Raw genomic sequence first — 24700 nt, 5'->3', positions numbered from 1 at the left:
TATGGATAAGAGAAAAATAGTCCGTTATCTGCTTATCACGCTTTCGGTGATTCTCGGTGTGCTGGTATTTTTATCTATCACGGGTACGGTAGCTCATGCGGCTGGTCTGGTAGACAATACGGTGAGTGACGCTAACACCTATTCCAAATATCCGCTGGAAAACTACCAGCTTGATTTCTATGTGGATTCAAGTTGGGATTGGCTGCCGTGGAACTGGCTTGACGGTATCGGCAAAAGTATTCAGTACGGACTATATGCCATCACAAACTTTGCCTGGACGGTGAGCTTATACATTTCCAATGCGACGGGATATGTGGTACAGGAAGCCTACAAGCTGGACTTTATCTCTGATACCGCAAGCTCTATCGGAAAGAACATTCAGACGTTGGCTGGTATCACTTCCAGCGGTTTTTCCAGTGAGGGATTTTATGTGGGATTTCTGCTTATCCTTATTCTGGTAATGGGTATCTATGTGGCATACACAGGACTTATCAAGAGGGAAACCACAAAAGCAGTTCATGCGGTGATTAACTTCCTTGTGGTGTTTATCCTGTCAGCTTCTTTTATTGCATACGCCCCCAATTATATCAGCAAAATCAATGACTTTTCCGCAGATATAAGCAGCTCGGCATTATCGCTCGGTACAAAAATCGTGCTGCCCGATTCCAACAGCAAAGGAAAAGACAGCGTAGATTTAATAAGAGACAGCCTGTTTTCCATACAGGTGAAACAACCGTGGCTGCTTTTACAGTACGGGGAATCGGATATAGAAACGCTCGGTTCTGACCGTGTGGAAAGCCTGTTATCGGAAAGTCCAGACACGGACGACAGAGAGGACGTTGTGATTGAGGAAATCGAGGATAAGGACAATGACCATTTGAGCGTCACAAAGACCATGACCCGTTTAGGTATGGTAGTGTTCCTGTTTATCTTCAATATTGGTATCTCGGCATTTGTCTTTCTGCTTACCGGCATGATGATTTTCTCGCAGGTGCTATTCATCATTTACGCCATGTTCCTGCCGATTAGTTTTATCCTCTCCATGATACCGACTTATGAGGGCATGGCAAAAAAGGCTCTTACGAAGCTGTTCAATACCATTATGATGAGAGCCGGAATCACACTGATTATTACCACAGCCTTTAGTATCTCGACTATGTTTTATTCCATTTCCTCCGGCTATCCGTTTTTCATGGTGGCATTTCTACAGATAGTCACCTTTGCCGGAATCTATTTTAAATTAGGTGACTTGATGGCAATGTTCAGCCTGCAATCTTCCGATACACAGCAAGTCAGCAGACGAATCATGCGACACCCGTATATGTTCCTCAACCGCAGGGCAAGACGCTTGGAGCGTAAAATCGGTAGGACAATGGCGGCTGGTGCTGCTGGCGGTGTAGCTGGTGCTGCGGCGGCTTCTGCTTCTACGAAAAAGGCAGACAATACCAAACAGACAGGTAATACGCATACCAGAGCAAATCACAATACTTCTGCTTCTTCCAGTGGAGGTAACAGCAAGCCGCCAGCTCTGCCGGATTCCAAATCACAGAAGCCGCTTGCATTGCCGGATAAGAAAAGTCAGACGGATTCCTCACAGACCGTACATAGTTCACAGAGCAATACGCAGGAATCACAGTCTACCTCAAAGCGTGGAATCGTGGATAAAAAATCGGTATCGAAACAGCCGCAGTCAGAGAAACAGAATCCACAGCGTCCGAGTGTGGATAAGGAACAGGACAAGCTGGAATCAAAGGATAAAGAGCGACAGGTCACCGGATCAGCGACAAAGAGAGCTGCCCCGGTGCATGAGCGACCAGCCACAACGCCTGTTCCTGTAAAATCGGATTCACAGGCGGCAGCTTCAAAACCAGAGCAGAAAGTCAAAGAGCGTCCTGTCACAGTGACAAAGGAGCAGCCGCAATCAAGCAAGAGTAAAGAGCCTGTGACAAAATCACAGGAGAATGTAAGAACACAGGTTGTCAGAGAATCCCGTCCGGCAGATAAACAGACTTCATCAGCAGTAAATAAACATTCACAAGCTACCACAGATATTTCAAGGCAAACGGTACAACGTCAGAAGCAGACAAAGACGGTTCAGAAAAAGACCACAAATCAATCAACAATGAAGAAATCTACAAGTAAGAAAGGCGGCAAGAAATGAAGTTAAGGCATTTTGCTGTGTTCGGTGGGATTTTCACAGTGATTATCTGTCTGCTTCTGTTCCTGTTTATCGTGACCGCAGATGATGAAGAAAGCGGCTCTTCCAGCTTGGATTTTTCTGGACTGAACCTGTCAGCAGAAGTCTTGAAACATCAGCCTACGGTAGAAAAATACGCAAAGGAATACGGGATTTCTGACTATGTGAATTACCTGCTTGCGATTATGCAGGTGGAATCCGGCGGCACTGGCACGACAGACGTTATGCAAGCCAGTGAATCACTTGGTCTACCGCTTAATTCCTTGTCTGTGGAGGATTCCATCAAACAAGGGTGTAAATACTTCTCGGAGCTTTTGAAATTCGCAGAAGCGAAAGGCTGTGACATCAACACAGTGGTACAGTCCTATAACTATGGCGGCGGCTTCATTGATTACGTTTCCAGTCATGGGAAAAAGTACACCTTTGAGCTGGCGGTCAGTTTCGCAAAGGACAAGTCCGGCGGTGTCAAAGTCACCTATAAGAATGAGATTGCCATAAAAGAAAATGGCGGCTGGCGTTACAGGTACGGGAATATGTTCTATGTAAAATTAGTCAGCCAGTATTTGGCTGTGCCTAGTTTCAGTGACGCTACCGCACAGGCAATCTTCAATGAAGCGTTGAAGTATCAAGGCTGGAAGTATGTGTATGGCGGCAGCAATCCCAACACTTCTTTTGACTGTTCGGGATTGGTTCAGTGGTGCTACGGAAAGGCTGGTATCAGCTTACCCCGTACCGCACAGGCACAGTATGACGCTACGCAGCACATACCGCTGTCACAGGCAAAAGCTGGTGATTTGGTATTCTTCCACTCAACCTATAACGCTGGAACATACGTCACTCATGTAGGAATCTATGCTGGAAACAACAGAATGTATCATGCTGGCGACCCTATCGGATATGCAGATTTAACAAGCTCGTACTGGCAGCAACACTTGATTGGTGCCGGACGAGTGAAAACCAATTAGAAAGGAATGGTGCTATGCTATTTAAGAAAAAGGATAAGGAATCAAAACCAAAAAAGGAAAAGAAAGTGCCTGTGATGAAAGTTGGCACGCATAAGAAAACCGTGATTGCCTTATGGCTGGTGCTGATTGCCAGTGTCAGCTTTGGGGTGTATAAGAATTTCACCGCCATTGATATGCACACGGTACATGAGAAAGAAGTCATTGAGCAGCGTATTGTTGATACCAACAAGATAGAGAATTTCGTCAAGGCATTTGCGAAGTCCTACTATTCTTGGAGCAACACGCAGGAATCCATTGAGAAACGAACCGCAGCCATCAACCAATATCTGACAAAGAGCTTACAGGATTTGAATGTTGATACCGTCCGTATGGATATACCTACAAGCTCTACGGTAACAGACGTTGAGATTTGGGAGGTTGAAGCGGCTGGAATGAACGACTTTACCGTTGTCTACTCGGTAGACCAAACGGTAACGGAGGGAGAAACTACTATCGGCTACACTTCCGCTTATATGGTGGTAGTTCATGTAGATGGTGACGGAAATCTGGTTATTACACAGAATCCGACCATCAGCAGCATACCAACAAAATCCGGCTATGAACCAAAAACAAAAGAATCGGACGGAACAGTGGACGCTGCCACTACGGAGGAAGTTACAGAGTTCTTGGAAACATTCTTCAAGCTATACCCTACCGCAACAGAAAAGGAGCTTGCCTACTATGTATCAGGGAATGTGCTGGAACCTGTGAATTGTGAGTATGTGTTCTCGGAGCTGGTAAATCCTATCTTTACACAAGATGGTGAACAGGTGAAAGTGTCCGTATCAGTGAAATATCTCGACCAGAGGACAAAGGCAACACAGATTTCACAGTTTGATTTGACACTGGAAAAAGATAGTAACTGGAAGATTGTAAAATAATGAAGATGGGGAATGGACATTAAAAACCGTTCCCCTTTAATCATTTTCATTCACGTTTAATTTTTTTAACTGCTATTGCTTATTGTGCTACAAAAAATGCCATTCTTAATTTGGAAGATTAGTTCCAGAAAAATCAGAAAGAATATTGACATATAAGTGATGTGTGTATATAATGTGCATGTATAAACATCACACTAAAGGAGGAAAGATATTTGAAGATAGTAATATCTAATACATCTGAAAATCCTCTTTACCAGCAAATCAAAGACCAAATAAAAGACGCTATCTTAAGAGAGGAATTAGTGGAGGGCGACGCCCTTCCGTCTATCCGTTCCTTTGCAAATGATTTAAAAGTCAGCGTCCTAACAATACGGAGGGTATATGATGAATTGGAAAAAGAGGGATTTATTACAAGTCAAGTCGGTATCGGGACTTTTGTTTCTACAAGTAATATTGAATTATTAAGGGAGTCCAAACGGCGACTTGTAGAGAAAAAAATGCTTGATATGATACAGACAGCTAAATCACTAAATATCAGCAAAGAGGAATTAAATGCCATGATGGACATTCTATACGAGGAGGAAAACTGAATGGACAATATTTTAGAAGTATCTGGAATCAATAAAAGTTACGATGATTTTTCCTTGAAGGACATCTCATTCTATTTACCAGAGGGATGTATCACTGGATTTGTGGGAATTAACGGGGCAGGTAAGACAACCACTCTACGAAGTATTTTAGGGCTTACCAACAATGTGTCGGGGAAAATAAATTTTTTTGGTATGGACATAAAGGGAAATGAAAGCGAAATAAAAGACCGTATCGGTATTGTGCTTGATGATGGTTGTTTTTATGATGAATTAACCATTTCAGAAATGAAAAGCATCATAGCACCTGCCTATAAAAACTGGTGTGAACAAGATTTTATTGATTACTTAGAACGTTTCGAGCTTAACCCAAAGCAAAAAATCAATACACTGTCGAAAGGTATGCGTATGAAATATGCTTTGGCATTAGCTCTTTCACATAAAGCGGAGCTACTTATTATGGACGAACCGACAAGCGGACTTGACCCACTGGTACGAAGCCAGCTTTTGGATATATTAAAAGATTATATGAACAAAGATGGAAAAGGTGTATTTTTTTCTACGCATATTACCTCTGATTTAGACAAAATTGCAGATATGCTGATTATGATTGATAGTGGGCAGATTGTTTTTCAAGAAGAAAAAGACCAGTTGCTTGACAGCTATCGAATTATAAAAGGAAGTGCAGAGAAACTGAATTCAGATACACGAAAGATGTTTCTTTGCACAGAAGAAAGTGCATTTAATTTTACGGGAATTACAAAACAGGCTTCTGTTGTTATGGAATGTATGCAGGATGTTCTTATAGAACGACCAACGATTGAAGACATTATGCTTGCGAATGTGGAAAGGAGAAAAAAGAATGTTATTTAGCTTAGTAAAAAAAGATTTTCTAATTGTAAAGAAATATGTGGGTATTATGCTTATTGTATCCTTTTTAATTCCGCCTATTATGCTTTGGCGTACACCTGAAGCGGCTGGAGCTATGGGTTTCACACTTACTATTATTTTCAGTATTTTCATGTTGACACAATATGTTTCCTTAAAGGAACATCAATATCCGAAAGCCGCTACTCTGCTTTGTGCAACGCCATATCCCCGTAGGCTGATTGTACTTTCAAAATATTTATTTTGTCTGGTTATTTATGCGGTATGCTGTTTGATTTTTGGGATTGACACACTTCTTTTCCCAAAACTTGGAACGTTTGATATTAGGATGGCGGTTATCATTTTTTTTACGGTCACTGTATTTTTATCTGTTTATTTTCCTGCTTTATATAAACTGGGATATGAAAAAACAAAATTTTTCTTTGTCTTAGTTATTATGGCATCCCCTATTTTGTTTGCAGCTCTGTTTAAACCAGAAAATAAGATGAAGTTTGATTTCTTAAATACGGTTTCCACAACAATGCTCATTATTTTTGGTATTGTAATTAGTCTTATCATTTTTTCAATATCCGCTATTCTGTCAATTAAGTTTTTTGAAAAGAGCGATTTGGCATAGGAGGTATCGTATGGAACATGATGTAATTATTTTGTATTTGATAGCAGGAGTATCGTTTACTTTCGCCTTGTTTAATTGTATTTTGTTTGCCTTGAAACATGGAAAGACAATGAAAACAGATGGAATGATTGTTTCAATAAAGTCTACAAACCCGACAAACGAAAAATGGCGTAATGCAAAACTGGCAGAGGTTTCCTATCTGGTAAATGGCAAGCGGATTGTGTCAAAAAATCGCATACAGGTTTCTCTTACCTCCGAGATAGGAACGCATATTCCTATCCGATATGACCGAAACCAGCCAGACAAAATATACAGTTATTCAGTAAAACGAATTATTATAGGATTTTTAATTGGTGTAGGTAGCATACTTATAGCTGCGTTTATGCAAATTCATTAGAGAAAGGGGATATAGGATATGCCACATTTTCCAGAATGGTTTATAGTCATTTGTGTGTTGTTCCCTATTGCCAATTTGATTTATAAGGCATGGAAAAACAGAAAGAAATAGCAAAGTGGAGGTAATGATGAAAAAAACGGAATGGATACGCTGCCCTGTTTGTGGCAACAAAACCCGTGACAGAATTAGAGAAGATACGGTTTTAAAAAATTACCCGCTCTATTGTCCGAAATGTAAACAGGAAACCTTAATAGAAGCCAAAAATCTACAAATAATAGTAATCAAAGAGCCAGACGCACAGACGCAGAGCCGATAACACCGAGAATAGTTTTATCTTGGGTTATCGGCTTATTTTATTGGAAAGCTAAAAAGCATAGGATTACTCCTCCACTTCCTTAGACTTGATGATTCCGTCAATAACGCTTTCCATGATAACTAAATCTTTGTCGGACAGGTTATCAAGCTGCTTTTCCAACTGTATTCTTCTGGAGCTTTTCACCAGATCAGAAGCAGGCAGGAAAAAAGCGTCTGTTGATACATTCAATAAATGAACAAGGTCATAAAATACTTGTAAACTTGGGTGCTGCCCTTTGTTTTCAATATTCGTCAAATAGCGTGGGTCAATCTCAATCATTGCTCCCACTTGTTCACGGGTAAGACCTTGTTTCATGCGAGCTTCTTTGATTGCAAGACCAAAGGCTCTAAAATCATACTTATCTTCTTTTTTACGCATATGTAATCACCTCACTACATTTTACTGTTCCTGTTGATTTTCTAACAGGTATAGAAAAACGTATAGTAAGGTTTACCAGTTCCTATTATGCGTAAATCAATTAAAAAGTGCTGCATAGCGGCAAATAAAAAAACCGCTATCAACAGTACCGTTTTTGCGTGTCACAAAATACCTTTTTCCAGATGGCGGTTGAAAAGCCGCCTTTTTCTTTTCCCATCAATAGAAAAACAACATAATGGTTTTGGGTTAGCGGCTTTGGGAGGTAGCCGCATTGAAAGACCTGTATAATCGACAATTTTCAATATATCCGTTATTGTCAAAAAAATCCTAGCTTTCACAGCGGCACAATATACCCTTGAATATGGTTTTTCACGTTACATAACAGGAACAATTTTAAAAGCACAAGAACAGCATTTCTTATATGCCCTTGTGCTTTTTTGCTACTTTAAAAAATTTTTTGATTTTTTTCTGATTCGGGTTACAAATCGCCCCTCCGTGTTGAGTGTTAGTGCGGAAAGAGGTAAAAAGCCTTTTCGCTTTAGCAACTTCAACTTGAAAGGAGGTGAGATTATGAAACCTTCTTCATTTGAGAACGCTATAAGACTTCAATTTGACTGTCTGGCTCGTAAGGTGATTGGCAGAACTGTAAAGAACTACAACAAAGAACTTGCCAGACGTGCAAAGCATGAAATATCTTTCTGTGAAATACCAGAGCTGGAATTAAACCAGTTGGGTGTATCGGACGAATACCCGATTGAATTTACTTCCTTTGATGTGTTTGGTACAGAAGTTCGTGTCTATGATGAGAAATTATGTGAAGCAATCAAAAAATTAAGCGAAAGACGACGCAATGTTGTGTTGATGTTCTATTTTCTGGAATTACCAGACGCAGAAATCGCAGAGATTTTGGATATTTCCAGAAACTCTGTTTATAGAAACAGAATGTGTTCACTAAAGCTCATTAGAGATATGTATGAGGAGGAATTATAACATGATGAAGTCTACAAAAAAGTGTCCTCTATTCTCCACAATCAGTTTAGCTGCTGATGGCGACGAAGTGGCAATAGAGAAAATATTAAATCACTATGACGCTTACATATCAAAAGCAAGTTTACGCCCGTTCTATGATGAACACGGAAATATGTATATTGTGGTCGACATGGAACTGAAAGGCAGAATCAGAGCTGCTCTTATTAAAGCAATTCTAGGTTTTGAAGTCAGAGTGAAATAAGCGAATATATACGGAGTGTTCTATCACCTCATTCCAGCTCCGTTTTACAAGTGTTCTTTGAAAAATGAATAAAGTAATCAGATACGTTTGATATACGGTGAGCCGACAGACTGGAACGCCATGACCCACGAAAGGAGGAATAAAGAAGCGAGCGACCATGCCAGTGATCCGTAAGCGACTGTTGGAAAAGTTGCTGCCATGACCTGTATATCAGAATAATGATACACCCGTATGACACGGTTCACCCATCAGAATGGGAATGGTGAAATTCCAGTGGAGCTTTCCAAAGCCATCTGATTACTTCTTATTTATAGACAAATTCTTTCATAATGTACAAGCATTTTTGCATACTTTGTAAATATATTGTAGTGAGGTGGTTCAATGGCAAATGACGCAAAGGTAGTTTGCAAGAATGTTTTTAAAAATTGTGATAGAGCGGCGTTTACAAAAGCATTTACTCTAAAATGGATAGAGTTGATAAATCAATATGAAAAAAATAAAGGAAAGGCAACTCCTGCCAGATGATAGACAAACTATCCTACGAGATGTTATAATAACATTATGTAGAGATAGTTTGTTTCGTCTTCTCTAAAAGGAGAACGAAGCATGATAGAATCAAAATCAAGAGTTGCTATTTATTGCCGCTTATCAGAGGAAGATAGAAACAAACAATCAGAAACAGACGACAGTAACAGTATTCAGAATCAAAAGTCAATGTTACTTCAATACTCATTAGAGCATGGTTGGGAAGTCTACAACATATACAGTGATGATGATTACACTGGTTCTGACAGACGACGACCAGAATTTAACAGGTTGTTGGAGGACGCAAAGAATCGTAAATTTGATATTGTCCTTTGTAAGACACAATCCAGATTTACCAGAGAACTAGAATTAGTGGAAAAATATATCCACGGTCTTTTCCCTATTTGGGGTATTCGTTTCATCAGCATTGTTGATAATGCAGATACCGCTAATAAAGGAAATAAGAAATCAAGACAGATAAATGGTCTGGTGAATGAGTGGTACTTAGAGGATATGTCAGAAAACATTAAAAGCGTTCTCACTGACAGAAGAAAGAACGGACACCATATCGGTGCTTTTGCCCTGTATGGTTACAAAAAAGACCCTGACGTAAAAGGGCATTTGATTATTGATGAAGAAGCTGCGGAAGTTGTCAGAGAAGTTTTTACACTGTTTTCACAGGGATATGGAAAGACCGCCATTGCCCGTATGCTGAATGACAGAGGAATACCAAACCCTACGGAATATAAACGACTTCATGGTTTGCGTTACAAGCAGCCTAAAACGAAAAACAGTACCCTATGGAAATATTTTGCCATATCAGATATGTTGGTGAATGAAATCTATATCGGGAATATGGTTCAAGGGAAATATGGCAGCGTTTCTTATAAGACAAAGCAAAACAAACCCAGACCAAAAGACGAGTGGTACAGAGTTGAGGGTACACATGAGCCGATTATTGACCGTGAGTTATGGGATAGGGTTCAAGCATTGGTAGCTCAAAAGGCAAAACCTTTCACAGTTGGCACAATCGGCTTATTTGCCAGAAAAGCTCGCTGTATGAATTGTGGTTATACAATGCGTTCATCAAAGAATCGTGGTAAGCATTATTTACAATGTTCTAACCGCCATGTAGCAAAGGACGCTTGTATAGGTTCTTTCATTTCAGTAGACAAATTGGAAAAAGCTGTGATTGATGAACTTAATAAGTTATCCGCAGAATATCTGGATAAAGATGAGCTTGAACAAAATGTGCAATTCAATAATGACTTGCGAGGTCAAAAAGAAGCTTTGGAAACGGAGATTGCTGCTTATCAAAAAAAGATTGCGGAATACACAAAAGGAATCCGTGAACTATATTTAGATAAGGTAAAGGGTATTCTTTCCGAACTTGATTACTTGGATTTATCTAAAGATTTCTCAACACAAAAAGAAAGGCTCGAAAAACTGGTAATTGATACGCAGAAACAGCTTGATGTTATTGAAAGAAAAATGCTGATTGGCGATAACAGACGACAGTTAATCGAGCAATATACAAATCTTGAACACTTAGACAGGGAAACGGTTGAAAAGCTGATTGATTATGTATTGGTCGGTAAGAAAGACCCTGTAACTAAGGAAGTACCTATTGAGATACATTGGAATTTCTAAAGTTCTCATATCTGGCAGCTAGTATGCCAGATTATTGGGAACTATCTTTTAAAACCTCAATGTTGTCTTTACACAATCGTACCATCAGCGGCCATATCCTCAAAAAGATCTGTTATCGCGTCGCCCTTGCACTGGAATTCGCAGGCGTTAAATGGAATTCCTCCTGCCGCCTGGGGCCAGATGCCGATAGTGTGGTCGATATAATATTTGTCAAATCCAGATGCCTTGATCTCCTCGATGCTCAGATCCCTTGTGAGCTGGTAAATGATGGTCGCAACCATCTCGAGATGGGCAAGTTCCTCGGTTCCGATGTCGGTCAGAGCCGCCTTGACCTTCTTGTCAGGCATGGAATATCTCTGCGACAGGTATCTCATGGAGGCGCTCATTTCGCCGTCTGGGCCGCCGTATTGACTGATTATGTCCTGAGCCAGCTTTGCGTTGGTTTCCTTTATATTTATAGGAAATTGTAATCTTTTCTCATAAACCCACATTAGCAGTTACACTCTCCTTCCCATGGCCAAGGGTCATTGACCCAGTTGAAATAGTTGTTGTCAGTGACCTGATATTTGTTCAGCGGCCCATACATGTTCACGTAATCATTTATAGCCTGGGTGCGCATGCTCTGATAGTTGTCATAGCTCGAAAGCGCCTTGGTGCAGTCGGGATGAAGGTCGAGATAGAGCGCAATATCGTCAAGTGCAAAAGAGACCTCTGTGATAAAGCGCAGAAGCTGTTTTTTGTTCATTTTATTCATGCCTATTTCCCCCTTACCCCGCAGAATATCAGATTGAGATCCTTGAACATGGTTCCCTCCACAAGTCCGCACTTTGCATCGTACAGATTTTCAAAGGGCTGTTCAGGGATATAAGCCATTCCAAGGGGCCTGCCTGATCTTGCGGATGGGGCAGTGCCGGATTCACAGGAACGTGGCTTGGAGCCGGATGAGGCGGTATATTTAACAGAGGTTCCTTGGTTATAGTAGCATCGATTCTGGCCGTTACGGCTGCAGTTTCTGTTTTGTTCCACTATAAAAGCCTCCACACATAAGTTTTCTCTGTATAAACTATGCCGGAGGCTTAAATATGTTACTGTATTTTGTTGTGTGTTAGATACCCTTCATGGAGAGCTGTATACGTTTCTTGGCGAGGTCTATGCCGATGACCTTTACCTGGACTATGTCGCCGACGCTCACCACGTCAAGAGGGTGCTTTATGAATTTGTCGGACATCTCTGAGATGTGGACAAGTCCGTCCTGATGAACACCTATATCCACAAATGCGCCGAAGTCGATCACGTTTCTGACGGTTCCCTTGAGTATCATTCCCTCTGTCAGATCCTTCATCTCAAGGACATCTCCTCTGAGGATCGGCTTTGGCATCTCGTCACGGGGATCACGGGCAGGCTTTTCAAGCTCCTTTATGATGTCGTTGAGAGTTATCGTTCCTGTTCCCAGCTCCTCAGCTAGCTTTTTGATGTTGCCGGCGGCTTTTGAAAGATCCTTGAGCCTGCCGGATGCAATGTCATCGGTTGTGTAGCCGATGTGGCTCAGCAGGGCAGTGGCTATATCATAACTCTCTGGATGGACAGATGTGGCGTCCAGAGGATTTGAGCCGCCGCTTATCCTCATGAAACCTGCGCACTGTTCAAATGCCTTAGGTCCGAGCTTGGCAACCTTGAGGAGTTCCTTTCTGGTGTTGAAGCGTCCATTTGCCTCTCTGTAATCCACGATATTCTTGGCAAGAGTCTTGTTAATTCCGGAAATGTGCTCCATGAGTGGGGCAGAAGCGGTGTTGAGGTCGACACCGACTTTATTTACAGAATCCTCTACAACTGCGTCCAGGGCTTCTGTCAGCTTCTTCTGGTTCATATCGTGCTGATACTGACCGACTCCGATGGCCTTTGGATCGATCTTGACCAGCTCTGCCAGAGGATCCTGTACTCTTCTGGCGATGGAAGCAGCACTTCTCTGGCCAACATCAAAATGAGGAAATTCCTCGGTGGCGAGCTTGCTGGCTGAGTATACAGAAGCTCCGGCCTCGTTGGTTATCACGTACTGTACAGGTGTGTCAAGTTCGCTGATGAGCTCTGCGATCACCATCTCTGACTCTCTGGATGCAGTACCGTTTCCTACGGATATAAGAGTTATGCCGTACTTCTTTATAAGAGCCTTCACAGTCTTTTTAGCCTCTGAAACCTTCTTCTGAGGTGCTGTTGGGAATATGACAACGGTGTCGAGAACCTTTCCGGTCGGATCCACAACGGCGAGCTTACAGCCGGTTCTGAACGCCGGATCCCAGCCGAGCACGGTCTGCCCTGCGATAGGAGGCTGCATGAGGAGCTGCTGCAGATTCGATGCAAATACCTTGATGGCACCGTCCTCAGCGGTCTCTGTGAGGGCGTTTCTGATCTCCCTCTCGATGGCAGGGGCTATGAGCCTGTCGTAGCTGTCTGTGATCACGTCTGAAAGTATCTGTTCGGTCTCAGAATTGTCTCTGACGATGATCTGTTTTTTCAGATATGATATTATGTCGTTGACGGGTGCCTCGATCTTTACCGTGATGAACTTTTCCTTTTCACCGCGGTTAACGGCGAGTGTTCTGTATCCGGTCATCTTGGATACAGGGGTGGAGAAGTCGTAGTACATCTCGTATACGGATTCGGCCTCTGGATCCTTTGCCGTTGTTCTCAGCACACCGTGTCTGGTGGTGAGATCTCTTATGTGAGTTCTGTAATCGGCAGTGTCAGATATATTTTCAGCGATTATGTCCATTGCGCCCGCAATGGCTTCGCTGGTGTCTGCAACGCCATTCTCCTCAGACACATAAGCTTCAGCTTCCTTGACTATCGGAGTTCTGGTTATTTGCAGCATGATGATGTTTGCGAGTCCCTCCAGCCCTTTGTCCTTGGCGATGGTTGCTCTTGTCTTTCGCTTAGGCCTGTATGGTCTGTAGAGATCGTCAACCAGAACCATGGTCTCGGCCTTCTCAATGTCCGCCCTGAGCTGGTCTGTAAGTTTTCCCTGCTCCTCTATACTTGCAATGACCTGAGCCTTTTTGTCCTCGAGATTTCTAAGGTATACAAGTCTTTCGTGAAGAAGACGAAGCTGTTCGTCGTTGAGGGAGCCGGTGGCTTCCTTTCTATATCTGGCGATGAATGGAATGGTGTTGCCCTCATCGATGAGTTTCACCGCTGCTTCAACCTGGCTGTCACGACAGCCTATCTCCTGAGCAATTTTCTTGATTATGTCCATGTATATACTCCTTTTGTAAAGTGTGATGTGCAAAGTAAAAAATATTTCATTGTAAATGTAAAATTTAATAGAAGCACATTTGTTAAGTATATAAAAAATGGATAGATTATTCAAGGCTGCTATGTTATACTTTGTGTAGTTTGGGATGTACTGAAAGGGATAAGAAGATGGCTGACATGACACTGGAAAAAGGCGTTGATGATATGGTTGGACCGGATGTACAGGTTTCAGAACGCATACAGCAGGCTATGGATATGGCAAAAGCATTTCATGAAGGGCAGATGCGCCGTGGGAATGGCGGTATGATGCCTTATTATGATGAACATATACTTGGCGTATACAATATCCTGAGAGAAGAGTGTGGGATAACCGACGAGGATATCCTTATAACTGCACTTCTTCACGACACGGTTGAAGATACAGAATGTACACTTGACGATATAGAGAATGCATTTGGTGCGGACATACGCGAGCAGGTGAGACTTCTGACCAGGATACAGGGGGAGCCGTTTTCCGTATATGCCAGAAGGCTGTTTTCCCAAGGCTCATACCAGACGGTGATCGTGAAGCTTGCGGACAGGCTCCACAATCTCAGGACGATAGTTTACATGCCTGATGTGAGGTGGATACAGAAGAAGATAAAGCAGTCGTATACGGACATTCTCAATCCACTTCCCGAGGCTATGCGGAGAATAGATGGAAGATATAATGAACAGATATATATGCTCGCAGATAAGATAGAAGAGCAGATACTGGAAGTGCAGAGAGCGCTGAACCTGAAACATTCATGATAGGTTGTATCATGGATGAAGCTGGGACAGCGCTCTTTGTTTTTATGATCTATTTATAATCTAATAGAAAATTTTTGTCTCATCGATGATCGTATATACGTTGTCCGAGTAGTCAAGCATTATCACGTTGCAGTTCTGCTGCAGTCCGCCTGACCAGAACTCCTCGAGCGGATGCTTTTTCACATGCATCATCATCGCCTTGTTTATCGCACCGTGGGCAACGATCATGATTCTTGAATATTTTGAGGAGAGTGGCTCTACATACTCAGTCATGAATCTGGCCGCCCGCTGGCAGAGCTCCTCAAATGATTCACCGTTTCCAACCGGGTGATAGAGCTCAGGATGCTTGAAGAAATACTGAAAATCCTGACCTCCGTCTGCCAGAAGTTCTGACATATTCTGCCCTTCCCAGTCGCCAAAGCACATTTCCTTTATGAGGTCATTCTTCACAATTGGAATGTCCCTGCCGCCGACAATGAGGCTGGCTGTCTCGTAAGCCCTCTTAAGCGGGCTGGAAAACACCATATCAAAGTGTGTGACTCTCAGATTTTCTCCTGTGATCCTGGCGAGCTCTCGTCCTTTGTCGCTGAGCTCAATGTCAGTCCGGCCCTGAAGCAGCTTCTTTTTATTCCATACGGTCTCACCGTGTCTTACAATATAAATCTCCATGTGTACAGTCCTCCAAAATCAAATGTCCTCGATCTGCCAGTCGATAGGCTCGACTCCGTTTGCAACCAGGAAATCGTTGGTCTTGCTGAACGGCTTGCTTCCCCAGAAGCCCCTGTATACAGACAGTGGACTTGGGTGTGCGGACTTCAGGATCAGGTGGTGTGGGTTGTTCAGGAATGCGGCCTTCTTCTGGGCGTATGCACCCCACAGGATGAACACGATAGGTCTGTCCTGCTCGTTCAGGATCCTGATCGCTGCATCGGTAAACTGTTCCCAGCCCTTTCCCTGATGGGAACCGGCTCTGTGAGCCTGAACGGTCAGCACGGCATTGAGCATGAGGACTCCCTGGTCGGCCCACTTCTCAAGATATCCGTTATTGGGGATCTTACATCCCAGATCATCGTGAAGCTCCTGATATATGTTGACGAGCGATGGTGGTATGGTGACACCTGGTTTCACACTGAAACTCAGACCGTGTGCCTGCCCCGGCTCATGATATGGATCCTGACCGATTATCACACATTTTACATGGGATAACGGCGTTGTGTGAAATGCGTTGAATATATCATCGGCTGGTGGGTAGACAGTTTCCGTTGCGTATGCCTGCCCCACAAAATCAAACAGCTTTTTATAGTAAGGTTTCTTATATTCAGGCTTAAGATATTCAGCCCAGTCATTTGTTATTGCTGGCATATTGATACTCCTTTTTGTATACAAATATAATGATCCGAAACACAGTTATTTTATCACGGGCGGGGTGCAAAGTAAAATAAACTAATTCAAGTTTTAAGTTGTAAGAAGCAATATCACATGATATACTTACCATATCTGAGAATTGATAAAGGCTTATAGAAAGGAGCATATGAGTATGGAGAAAGCATATAAGACTATGAAGCAGGTTGGAGCACTCAACATAGCACTTGGGGTTATAACGATAGTTACTGGTCTTGTAGTGGGTATACTGATGCTTACAGCAGGCGGAAGATCTCTCAAGAACAAGAGATTTATTGTCTGGTAGAACTGTTAATATATATAGGATTATAGCGAAAAGGGGTTGACATCTGACACTTGTATGTGTTAGAGTCAGCCTAGATAATGCGATGAAGAGGAGCAGTAGAATTCTGGAGATGTTCAGAGAACCGCCGGTTGGTGTGAGGCGGTGATCGATAGGGTTTGAACTCGCCTTGGAGCAGCCCGCTGAATGGCACGTCAGATGATCGTGTGAAGTAGGAAGGGACGGAGCCTGACCGTTACAGCAGGAGGGTATAAGACGGCGGTAAGTATATCGTTCATCTGTATCTGCGATGAGAGCATACATTATTGTATGAAATAGAGTGGTACCGCGTAACTTACGTCTCTATAGTGATTAGGAGATGTGAGTTTTTTTTTGCTTAAGTAGGAGGTTATATCAATGAAGAATTATCAGAATTACAAGCGTGGCTATTACATGCCGCCGGTACAGTGCACAGACTGGGTAAACAAGGAGTATATTGACAAAGCACCTATCTGGTGCAGCGTGGATCTGAGAGACGGTAATCAGGCCCTGATCGTACCTATGAGCCTTGATGAGAAGCTGGAATTTTTCAAGGAGCTTGTCAGGATCGGTTTCAAGGAGATAGAGATCGGATTTCCTGCAGCGTCCGAGACTGAGTACGAGTTCTGCCGAACACTTATAGAGCAGGATCTCATACCTGATGATGTCACGATACAGGTACTTACACAGGCAAGACCACATATCATAGAGAAGACATTTAAGGCTATAGAGGGTGCAAAGAACGTGATCGTACATCTGTACAATTCAACATCATTTGCCCAGAGACAGCAGGTGTTCAGAAAGTCAAAGGAAGAGATACTTAAGATAGCAGTGGATGGAGCAGAGCTGCTCAACAAGATGGCTGATGAGTACGGCGTTCCATATCGTTTTGAGTATTCACCGGAGAGCTTCACCGGAACAGAGGTTGACTATGCACTTGAGGTCTGCAACGCAGTTATCGATGTATGGAAGCCGACACCGGACAGAAAGGTTATAATCAACCTCCCTGCAACAGTCGAGATGTCACTTCCACATGTTTACGCAAGCCAGATAGAGTATATGAGCAAGAACCTCCACGATAGGGAGAATATTATCCTTTCACTTCATCCTCACAATGACAGAGGCTGTGGAGTGGCAGATGCAGAACTTGGTATCCTTGCCGGCGCAGACAGAATAGAGGGAACATTATTTGGAAATGGTGAGAGAACAGGAAATGTGGACGTGATCACACTCTGCATGAACATGTTCACCCATGGAGTTGACCCTGAGATAGATCTCAGCGATATACCATCACTCACAGAGATGTATGAGAGAGTTACAGGAATGAAGGTTTACGAGCGTTCACCATATACAGGAAAGCTTGTATTTGCCGCATTCTCAGGCTCGCATCAGGATGCCATTGCCAAGGGAATGAAGTTCAGAAAAGAGCAAGGAGACGGAATGTGGACCTGTCCATATCTGCCTCTTAACCCTGAGGATATCGGAAGAAAGTATGATGGCGATGTTATCAGAATAAACAGCCAGTCAGGAAAGGGTGGAATTGGATTCATCCTCCAGACGAAGTACGGCTTTGACCTTCCTGCAAAGTTCAGAGAGGATCTGGGCTACACAGTAAAGGATGTGTCAGATAAGGAGCACAAGGAGCTCAGTCCAAAGGAAGTATTGGATATATTCCAGAATACATATGTCAATATAGATGGACCTGTCAAGATGCTTGAGAATCACTTCGTACAGGGAGATGGAATATCCACAGAGATAACCATACTGAAGAATGGAGTGAAGAAGGTTTACCATGGTAAGGGAAATGGACGTCTGGATGCCGTGAGCAACGCTATAAAGAAGCACTTTGACATACAGTTCAAGGTTGTATGTTACGAGGAGCATTCACTTCAGACAGGATCCAACTCACAGGCCGTTGCCTATGTCGGAGTCGAGACTGCCGATGGTAAGGTTACATGGGGCGCAGGAATAAAGGACGATATCATAGACGCATCTGTACATGCACTCGTGAGCGCCGTCAACAGAACAGGAGATCTCAATTAGATATTAAATTAGGGATTAAGATATATTGAATTACATTAAAATACCCGGATGTGCAGGCAAAATGCTTACATATCCGGGTGTTTTTTATGATTCGCTGGTCTTAAGTTTCTTATAGCAGTAACCGATGATATCCTTTCGTGTAACTATGCCGATGAACTTGTTCTGATCGTCAACCACCGGAACAAAATTCTGCACCATGGCTCTGGCTATGAGATCCTCCATGTTGGAACTGATGGATACGGAGGCGTACTCGAATTTCTTTGGAATATCATTAAGGAAGATGCTCTCTGCGGTTTTGAGCGCGTTCATCGAATTGCGCTTGCAGTACCAGAGAATGTCGCCCTCCGTTATGGTGCCGACATATTCACCGGTGTTGGATAGTATCGGTATTGCAGAATATCTGTGTATCTCCATCTTCTCAAGTATCTGTCTGAGTGAAAAACTGTCCTCAATATATGCTACATCGCTCTTAGGTGTAAGAAAAAATAAAATGTTCATGTCGCTTCTCCTTGTCATATATAATTTGTAATTTTACAGCCCCATTCTGTAAATGATAAATACCATAAATATTGCTTATTGCCCATATGTAATAATTATAAAATATAATCAGTATGAGTTCAATTAAATTACTGTGAAATAATAGTGACCGGGTGCATGATAAGAAAGTATTTTCAGAATATAATCCGAAATGTGTCAGATGTGTCAGAATTTGCAAAATTATGTTGTTAATTAGTAGGCGATTTGATATTATAAACTTGATATGCAATATTATAAGAGACATAAGGAGGACTGTATGGGATCGGAGAATGTTTTCCAGGAGAATCAGGAATATCTTATAAAGGCAAGGGAGCTGGTGGTGGCTATCGATGATGTGCAGGACAACCTTGAACAGGCGAGAACGGCACAGAGAAAGACCAGCAGGAGCATCTCACAGGAGGAAAAGGGCCTTTCTGATGAGATCAGTTCAACCTTGAAAAACAGAAAGAATGAGATAGAGGATGGATATGACCAGCAGCTTTCGGCGAACGGAGCCAAGATAAGGCAGCTTCAGTCGAAAAAGGATAAGAAGAGGACGGAGCGTATGGGCAACCGAATAGAGAGCGAGACGGCCTCTCTGAACGAGAGCAACAGACAGCTCAGACTCAAGGCAAAGGAGCTGTTTAAGCAGAACAATGTATCGGGCTTCTGCAATACGGGCTTCTTCTACTGTATGTTCGCTCCGTGCGGAGCAGGCGACGTGTTTAAGCTTATACTGCTTATACTCCTGTTCTGCGGATGTATACCGGCGATTGTATGCGTGGCGCTTTCATACACCATATACCAGACCGGAGTTCACACTTTGACGTATGTGGTGATCAGTCAGGCGATTGTCATAGCAGAATTTATCATATATTTTATAGTGTTCAATCTTGCCAAGGTAAAGAATCTTGAGATCGTCAATGAGGGCAGGCGGATAAGAAACAAGGTCCGCGCCAACAACAAGCAGATAAGGATCATCAGAAACTCGATAACAAGAGACAAGGATGAGAGTGTATATAATCTTGGCAAATATGATGAAAAGCTCAGCGAGCTTGAGGCGGAGCGCGAGGATATAAGCAATCGCAAGCTTGAGGCGATAAAAGTATTTGAGAATGATACAAAACAGGTTATAACTGATGAGATAACAGGAAGACGGCAGCCGAAGATCGACGCACTTAAGGCGGATCTGAAGCAGCTCGAGGAAAAGATCAATGCCATGGAGTCACAGCTTGCTGATATGCAGAGCCATCTGACTGACAGCTATGTCACATTCCTTGGCAAAGATCTGCTCACAGAAGAGAAACTCTCTGATCTTATATCGATCATGGAGGAGGGCACGGCAAGCACAGTGTCAGGCGCCATAGAGGTTTATAAGGGAGAGAGCTAGTCAGTGTGTCGATGATGACAGTATGGCGTCAGAGATGAAGCGTGCCATATTGCTGACGGTATACAGCCTGGTGCTCTGAAGAAGACTCATACCTGGCTTTCCAGACAGATTTACAATCCCGGTGATGGAGATATCTCCTATCGCCGGGAGTTTTTTATTTACACCGATTCCGGGGTACAGGGGGGCGTTAGAGAGCGTGATCATACCTACATCTGAAGGACGTCCAAGGGATGCGTCGACGGCGATGATGGCGGGGGAGACAAAAAGGTCGTATATATGGTGTATGGTATCGCGCAGATTGAGGGCGTGGACCGGAGCTTTTAACGTTCCGTACACTTTGAAAGGACAGTTGTGCTCTGTCAGAAAGCTGCCTGTCAGAGGGCCGAGAGCATCACCGGTAGCGCGGTCGGTTCCTATGCATAAAACCACGGTGCTGTCAGAAGGCTGCCCGCTGTCTGCCAGAAAATCCGATATTCTGGTTGAAAGCGCACGGCAGGCAAGAATGTCATTTGGATTAAAATATTCTGTTTGTCGCTGCTTCTTTTTTATCATATCAATACCCTGCCTGTGTTTTATAGTATAGAGTATTTCCAAGATTATCAAAGTTTACACAATAGATTCATAAAGCGCTCATTTACGTGATCCTGTAGATATAGGTCGTAATAGGCTGGAATATAGGGCGCAGTTACACACATCAAATGACATGATTTCCTAAAAAAGCGTCTTGTCAACATGGTATTATTCATGCATCGTTGGCGGAGCTGTAAGGGCTGATGCTTAAGAGTATAGGAGGTCGGGTGAATGATAGAGATAGTATATGATGAAGCAAATGAGATGATGAGGTCAAGCGACAGGGTGAAATATGAGCTGCCCAAGAATATACGACAGGTGGGAAATGCCCCGGGAAATTACAAGATATATGTAGAAGACTATGTCATGACATATCTGAGGAGAATTGCATCGCCGGGCAATATGAACTGCCGTGGAGCCATACTTCTCGGAAAAGTATATGATGAAAATGGCACAAAGGTGATATTTGTCAGCGGCGCAGTGGATGCACAGAATCTTGAATTTGACATATCCATGATAAAATTTGGTGACAGCGAGTGGAGCGGGATATATGCGGAGATAAACAAATACTTCGATGACCTGTCGATCGTGGGATGGTTCCTGTCCAGAATGGGTTTCTCTGCAGAGATAAACGATCAGATGAAAAGGCTGCACCGCGATAATTTCCCGGGTGAGGGAAAGATCCTGTTCCTTATGGATGCACTGGAGTGTGAGGAGGCATTTTATTATTACGATCACGGGACCCTTATGAGGGAAAAGGGATACTATATATATTATGTGAGAAATGAGAAAATGCAGAACTACATAATCAGCAGAAAGCGTGAGACTGCGGAATCTGCGACAGACAGTGTGGTAATAAAGGATAAGACGGTCGTTGAAAACTTCAGAGAGAGGGGGAAACAGACGGAGAACCGGAAGAAGAGGAGCTGGGGTACAACCGCGGCGTGCTTTGTTGCGGTATGTGCGGTGTCATTTGGCGCATTGTGGTACATATCCCCGGATACAGTGGGGCAGATAACGGACAGGCTGACAAAGGCAAAACATTCCGGTGAGGTTCAGGTGTTCATGAACAGTGCAGACACCATGGCCGGTGCTGAGAAAACAGTGGGAGGAGCTGCATCCGGAGATGCCTATACACAAAAAAATACGCCGGGATCACAGAACACGGAGGCAACTCAGAATGCGGCAGGGGTGCAGGATACAGAGATGGCACAGAAAGCAAATGGATCGCAGGATATATCAGCGGCGCAAGGCACGGAGAATACAAGTGCTTCGGTGGAGGGAACTTCGTATGGCTCGGAATACACTTCGGACAGTGTTTCAGATGAAGCTGTAACATCAGAGATACCTTCTGTGCCGGAGGATACGGAGAGCATCTATGTGGTTGAACCGGGGGACACTCTTGTGAGTATATCGATAAAGATGTACGGAACGCAGGATGGCGCAGAGAGTATAGCGGCGGTAAATGGCCTGAAGATAGATGAACCTATATATGAGGGCCAGAAATTGGTTATTCCCTATACAGATTAAAAATGCTATAATTACCATGTTTTTTTATAGTGAATAAAGAACAGAAGGAATACGGATATGAAATTTTTAACAAAAAATAAAAAAACTGCGGATAAGGAAATTGCTGCGGGCAGAGACGATGAAAAACAGGAAGTTCAGAATCAGACAGAAGATGATATGGACGAGGAAAGCCTTGCAAATGGCAGGGATAATGTCATTGAAGTAAAACGTACCATGGGCAAAAAAGGCAAAATGCTCCTCGCTATCGCAGCAATTGTGGTTGTGCTAGGACTTGTCACTGCACTTTTGAGATATAATGCGATAAAGACATACACTCAGTATGATGTGGTGTCAGCGACGGAAACATCAGGTGACAATATAGCAGATTACACGGTGTTTGCGGGAAATGTGCTGAAGGTGACCAAGGACGGTGCATCTTACATAGATGAAAAAGGCGTGACAAAGTGGGATGTGAGCTATGCGATGAAGATGCCACACGCAGAGGTGTGCGGAAACTACGCGATAGTTGCGGATATGAACGGTAAAGATGTGTATGTGTTTAATGTTGACGGCGAAGTCAGCCGTCAGACTCTCGCTTACGACATCTCAAATGTTGATATTGCAGAGCAGGGAGTGTACACCCTTGTACTTGTGGGAGAAGACTGCAATTATATCAATGGATACGATAAGGACAGCAACACGATCTATGAGCTCAAGACCACGATAGATAAAAGTGGATACCCTATGGATATAGACATATCGAACGATGGACAGAAGCTGGTCACAAGTTATATGAAGATACAGGGCACAAAGGTACAGTCTGTGATAGCCATGTACAATTTTAGCTCGGTTGGACAGAATGAGAATGCTGATCGTATGATGGGAAGCTATACAGTGGATGATGCACTGTATCCTATCGTGAAATTTACAGATAATGACAATATTGCATGCTTTGGTAATAAAGATATAAGAACATACACTATGACGGAGAAACCGGAGGAGAGAGCTGTTATAGATCTCAGATCCAGGGAGATGCAGGGCGTATTCTATAATTCTTCCTGCGTGGGTTATATTGCTGTCTCGGATTCTGCCTCAAAGGCGAAATACAAAATATATATATATGACAACAAGGGTGCGTTGAAGGCTGAAGTGGACTACGACAATGCATTTGACAAAATATATGCAACTGAAGAGGAGATAATAGTCACGGGAGATATGGACTGCAGTATAATCAGGTTTAATGGAAGTATGAAATTTAATTATTCATTCACCAAGAATCTTGTAAATGTTGTGCCGGACTCAAACGAGGAGGAGTATGTGGTCATATTTGAAAATGAGACGCAGACTATTGCCCTCAAGGGCATGTAAGAGAAAGGAGAAGCGCATATGAATCTGATGTTGCTTGCGTCTGTGGCGGTTATTCTTCTGTGCGCCCTTATCGGATACAGGAGAGGTCTCATCAAAAGTGCGGTAAGTGCAGTGGGCATAGTAGGAGCGGTGATCCTGACAAATGTGCTGAATCCGTATGTAAACCAGTTCCTCTGTCAGCATACACCACTCAGAGACACCGTGAGGCAGAAGGTAGAGCAGAGCATAGGAGTGGAAGATATCAGTGAAAGTGTATCTGTCTATGAGAAAGAAGATTATCTAGAACATACAGAACTGCCGGAGATCGTGAAGAACTACATACGCAGTAACGGCGGAGACAAGATAAATGGAAAGGCAATCGGAGACTATGTGGAATATGTTGTGGATTATCTCACAGATATGGTCATGAACGGACTGTCATATCTGTTAACTATATTTGTGGTGCTGCTGCTCGTGCTGATAGCTCTTGCGTTATCGCATGTTCTGTCGGGTATCCCCGTGGTCGGTGGACTGGACAAAGCAGGCGGACTTGTTTTTGGCGTTGCACAGGCTGTGTTGTGTATATGGATCGCAATGGTTCTCATAACGTTTTTGTCAGCATTCTCAGTGGCTTCGCAGATGCTGGAAATGGTACACGACAGCAAGGCTCTCACATATCTGTACGATAAAAACATTTTTTTGAAAATAGTTATTGACATATTGGGAGATATTTAGTATAGTTTCACTTGCTGGTTGTGACCGGCATAAGTTGACATCGATTTTCTTCTTCTGTCACTGGAATATGATGACAAAGAAAATGAAAAAAGTTGTTGACATACACACTTCGGTGTGGTAATATTTAGAAGTTGTCGC

The 24700-nt window shown here is 43.0% G+C and carries 27 protein-coding genes, 1 pseudogene and 1 other annotated feature; of the genes and pseudogenes, 19 read left to right on the top strand and 9 right to left on the bottom strand.

Annotated elements, in window-relative coordinates; genetic code table 11:
- Position 1: 1 nt before the first annotated feature.
- The 8 genes from DW025_RS02700 (at position 2) to DW025_RS02665 (ending at position 6886) form a co-directional block, all read left to right on the top strand.
- The gene (locus tag DW025_RS02700; RefSeq protein WP_118341697.1) at positions 2 to 2161 is read left to right on the top strand and encodes a CD3337/EF1877 family mobilome membrane protein; all 2160 of its coding nucleotides are present in this window, start codon (positions 2 to 4) and stop codon (positions 2159 to 2161) included.
- Positions 2158 to 3162 carry a bifunctional lytic transglycosylase/C40 family peptidase gene (locus tag DW025_RS02695; protein ID WP_119998615.1) on the top strand — a complete coding sequence of 335 codons (1005 nt, stop codon included), beginning with the start codon at positions 2158 to 2160 and terminating at the stop codon, positions 3160 to 3162. Before DW025_RS02700 ends, DW025_RS02695 begins: the two co-directional genes overlap by 4 nt.
- 14 nt (positions 3163 to 3176) lie before the next feature.
- Positions 3177 to 4082 (top strand): conjugal transfer protein, encoded by a 906-nt coding sequence (locus tag DW025_RS02690; protein ID WP_117836160.1) that lies wholly within the window; start codon positions 3177 to 3179, stop codon positions 4080 to 4082.
- Between the two features lie 212 nt (positions 4083 to 4294).
- Entirely contained in the window at positions 4295 to 4672 is a 378-nt protein-coding gene (locus tag DW025_RS02685; RefSeq protein WP_117579310.1) for a GntR family transcriptional regulator, read from the top strand.
- Positions 4673 to 5542, top strand: a complete 870-nt coding sequence (locus DW025_RS02680) for an ABC transporter ATP-binding protein (protein WP_117836162.1) — start codon at positions 4673 to 4675, stop codon at positions 5540 to 5542.
- Positions 5532 to 6173, top strand: a complete 642-nt coding sequence (locus DW025_RS02675) for an ABC-2 transporter permease (protein ID WP_117836164.1) — start codon at positions 5532 to 5534, stop codon at positions 6171 to 6173. The genes DW025_RS02680 and DW025_RS02675 overlap by 11 nt, the downstream gene beginning before the upstream one ends.
- Positions 6174 to 6183: 10 nt before the next feature.
- Positions 6184 to 6570, top strand: a complete 387-nt coding sequence (locus DW025_RS02670) for a hypothetical protein (protein ID WP_117836165.1) — start codon at positions 6184 to 6186, stop codon at positions 6568 to 6570.
- A gap of 127 nt (positions 6571 to 6697) precedes the next feature.
- Positions 6698 to 6886: a cysteine-rich KTR domain-containing protein gene (locus DW025_RS02665; protein ID WP_117579306.1), complete on the top strand. Its 189-nt coding sequence runs from the start codon at positions 6698 to 6700 to the stop codon at positions 6884 to 6886.
- 63 nt (positions 6887 to 6949) lie between these two features.
- On the opposite strand, the gene DW025_RS02660 is transcribed toward DW025_RS02665, so the two are convergent.
- A complete protein-coding gene (locus DW025_RS02660) occupies positions 6950 to 7303 on the bottom strand; it encodes a helix-turn-helix domain-containing protein (RefSeq protein WP_117836166.1) in 354 nt (117 codons plus the stop codon).
- Positions 7304 to 7873: 570 nt separating this feature from the next.
- On the opposite strand from DW025_RS02660, the gene DW025_RS02655 reads away from it, so the two are divergent.
- From DW025_RS02655 to DW025_RS02645, 4 genes are all read left to right on the top strand, one after another.
- Positions 7874 to 8293: an RNA polymerase sigma factor gene (locus DW025_RS02655; protein ID WP_016440028.1), complete on the top strand. Its 420-nt coding sequence runs from the start codon at positions 7874 to 7876 to the stop codon at positions 8291 to 8293.
- A gap of 1 nt (position 8294) precedes the next feature.
- A complete protein-coding gene (locus DW025_RS02650; RefSeq protein WP_006857574.1) occupies positions 8295 to 8534 on the top strand; it encodes a helix-turn-helix domain-containing protein in 240 nt (79 codons plus the stop codon).
- A gap of 381 nt (positions 8535 to 8915) precedes the next feature.
- On the top strand, positions 8916 to 9059 hold the full coding sequence (locus DW025_RS14760) for a hypothetical protein (protein WP_016440029.1): 144 nt from the start codon (positions 8916 to 8918) through the stop codon (positions 9057 to 9059).
- Between the two features lie 81 nt (positions 9060 to 9140).
- Entirely contained in the window at positions 9141 to 10709 is a 1569-nt protein-coding gene (locus DW025_RS02645; RefSeq protein ID WP_101884088.1) for a recombinase family protein, read from the top strand.
- 83 nt (positions 10710 to 10792) lie between these two features.
- On the opposite strand, the pseudogene DW025_RS02640 reads toward DW025_RS02645, so the two are convergent.
- The 4 genes and pseudogenes from DW025_RS02640 to DW025_RS02625 form a co-directional block, all read right to left on the bottom strand.
- Positions 10793 to 11200: pseudogene (locus tag DW025_RS02640) on the bottom strand (manganese catalase family protein); the annotation flags it as partial.
- Positions 11200 to 11463, bottom strand: a complete 264-nt coding sequence (locus DW025_RS02635; protein ID WP_022216733.1) for a spore coat protein CotJB — start codon at positions 11461 to 11463, stop codon at positions 11200 to 11202. The pseudogene DW025_RS02640 and the gene DW025_RS02635, both read right to left, overlap by 1 nt.
- 2 nt (positions 11464 to 11465) lie before the next feature.
- Complete coding sequence (locus DW025_RS14685) at positions 11466 to 11735, bottom strand: spore coat associated protein CotJA (RefSeq protein ID WP_133300884.1); 270 nt, start codon at positions 11733 to 11735, stop codon at positions 11466 to 11468.
- A 79-nt stretch (positions 11736 to 11814) separates the two neighbouring features.
- Positions 11815 to 13959, bottom strand: coding sequence for a Tex family protein (locus tag DW025_RS02625; RefSeq protein ID WP_119998611.1), 2145 nt, complete (start codon positions 13957 to 13959; stop codon positions 11815 to 11817).
- Between the two features lie 167 nt (positions 13960 to 14126).
- Here DW025_RS02625 and DW025_RS02620 point away from each other — a divergent pair, with 167 nt between their 5' ends.
- Positions 14127 to 14750, top strand: a complete 624-nt coding sequence (locus DW025_RS02620) for an HD domain-containing protein (RefSeq protein WP_242992738.1) — start codon at positions 14127 to 14129, stop codon at positions 14748 to 14750.
- A gap of 60 nt (positions 14751 to 14810) precedes the next feature.
- Here the strand turns inward: DW025_RS02620 and DW025_RS02615 are convergent, their stop codons facing one another.
- On the bottom strand, positions 14811 to 15419 hold the full coding sequence (locus tag DW025_RS02615; protein WP_119998609.1) for a histidine phosphatase family protein: 609 nt from the start codon (positions 15417 to 15419) through the stop codon (positions 14811 to 14813).
- Positions 15420 to 15437: 18 nt separating this feature from the next.
- Complete coding sequence (locus DW025_RS02610) at positions 15438 to 16112, bottom strand: uracil-DNA glycosylase (RefSeq protein WP_118649840.1); 675 nt, start codon at positions 16110 to 16112, stop codon at positions 15438 to 15440.
- Positions 16113 to 16287: 175 nt separating this feature from the next.
- Here DW025_RS02610 and DW025_RS14755 point away from each other — a divergent pair, with 175 nt between their 5' ends.
- Positions 16288 to 16437: a hypothetical protein gene (locus DW025_RS14755; RefSeq protein ID WP_015533415.1), complete on the top strand. Its 150-nt coding sequence runs from the start codon at positions 16288 to 16290 to the stop codon at positions 16435 to 16437.
- A 73-nt stretch (positions 16438 to 16510) separates the two neighbouring features.
- Positions 16511 to 16781, top strand: a binding site (T-box leader).
- A gap of 49 nt (positions 16782 to 16830) precedes the next feature.
- Positions 16831 to 18495, top strand: a complete 1665-nt coding sequence (locus DW025_RS02605) for a 2-isopropylmalate synthase (RefSeq protein ID WP_117551324.1) — start codon at positions 16831 to 16833, stop codon at positions 18493 to 18495.
- Between the two features lie 84 nt (positions 18496 to 18579).
- Here DW025_RS02605 and DW025_RS02600 read toward each other — a convergent pair whose 3' ends face one another.
- Positions 18580 to 18993, bottom strand: coding sequence for a CBS domain-containing protein (locus DW025_RS02600; RefSeq protein ID WP_015533413.1), 414 nt, complete (start codon positions 18991 to 18993; stop codon positions 18580 to 18582).
- Between the two features lie 295 nt (positions 18994 to 19288).
- Between DW025_RS02600 and DW025_RS02595 the strand changes: the two genes are divergently transcribed.
- Positions 19289 to 20401, top strand: coding sequence for a hypothetical protein (locus tag DW025_RS02595; protein ID WP_119998607.1), 1113 nt, complete (start codon positions 19289 to 19291; stop codon positions 20399 to 20401).
- Here the strand turns inward: DW025_RS02595 and yyaC are convergent, their stop codons facing one another.
- Positions 20402 to 20953, bottom strand: coding sequence for a spore protease YyaC (gene yyaC, locus DW025_RS02590; RefSeq protein WP_118018408.1), 552 nt, complete (start codon positions 20951 to 20953; stop codon positions 20402 to 20404).
- Positions 20954 to 21202: 249 nt separating this feature from the next.
- Between yyaC and DW025_RS02585 the strand changes: the two genes are divergently transcribed.
- Genes DW025_RS02585 through DW025_RS02575 form a run of 3 tightly spaced genes read left to right on the top strand, consistent with a single transcriptional unit; the run spans position 21203 to position 24562 of the window.
- A complete protein-coding gene (locus tag DW025_RS02585) occupies positions 21203 to 22501 on the top strand; it encodes a LysM peptidoglycan-binding domain-containing protein (protein WP_117551330.1) in 1299 nt (432 codons plus the stop codon).
- A gap of 57 nt (positions 22502 to 22558) precedes the next feature.
- Positions 22559 to 23848: a DUF5711 family protein gene (locus DW025_RS02580; RefSeq protein ID WP_015533409.1), complete on the top strand. Its 1290-nt coding sequence runs from the start codon at positions 22559 to 22561 to the stop codon at positions 23846 to 23848.
- Between the two features lie 18 nt (positions 23849 to 23866).
- Positions 23867 to 24562 carry a CvpA family protein gene (locus DW025_RS02575; RefSeq protein ID WP_119998606.1) on the top strand — a complete coding sequence of 232 codons (696 nt, stop codon included), beginning with the start codon at positions 23867 to 23869 and terminating at the stop codon, positions 24560 to 24562.
- Positions 24563 to 24700: the final 138 nt, after the last annotated feature.

This window comes from Coprococcus sp. AF38-1 (genome assembly GCF_003603945.1).
GTDB lineage: Bacteria > Bacillota > Clostridia > Lachnospirales > Lachnospiraceae > Coprococcus > Coprococcus aceti.
Note: the sequence above shows the minus strand (reverse complement) of the source record. Positions and strands in the feature narration are given on the sequence as shown.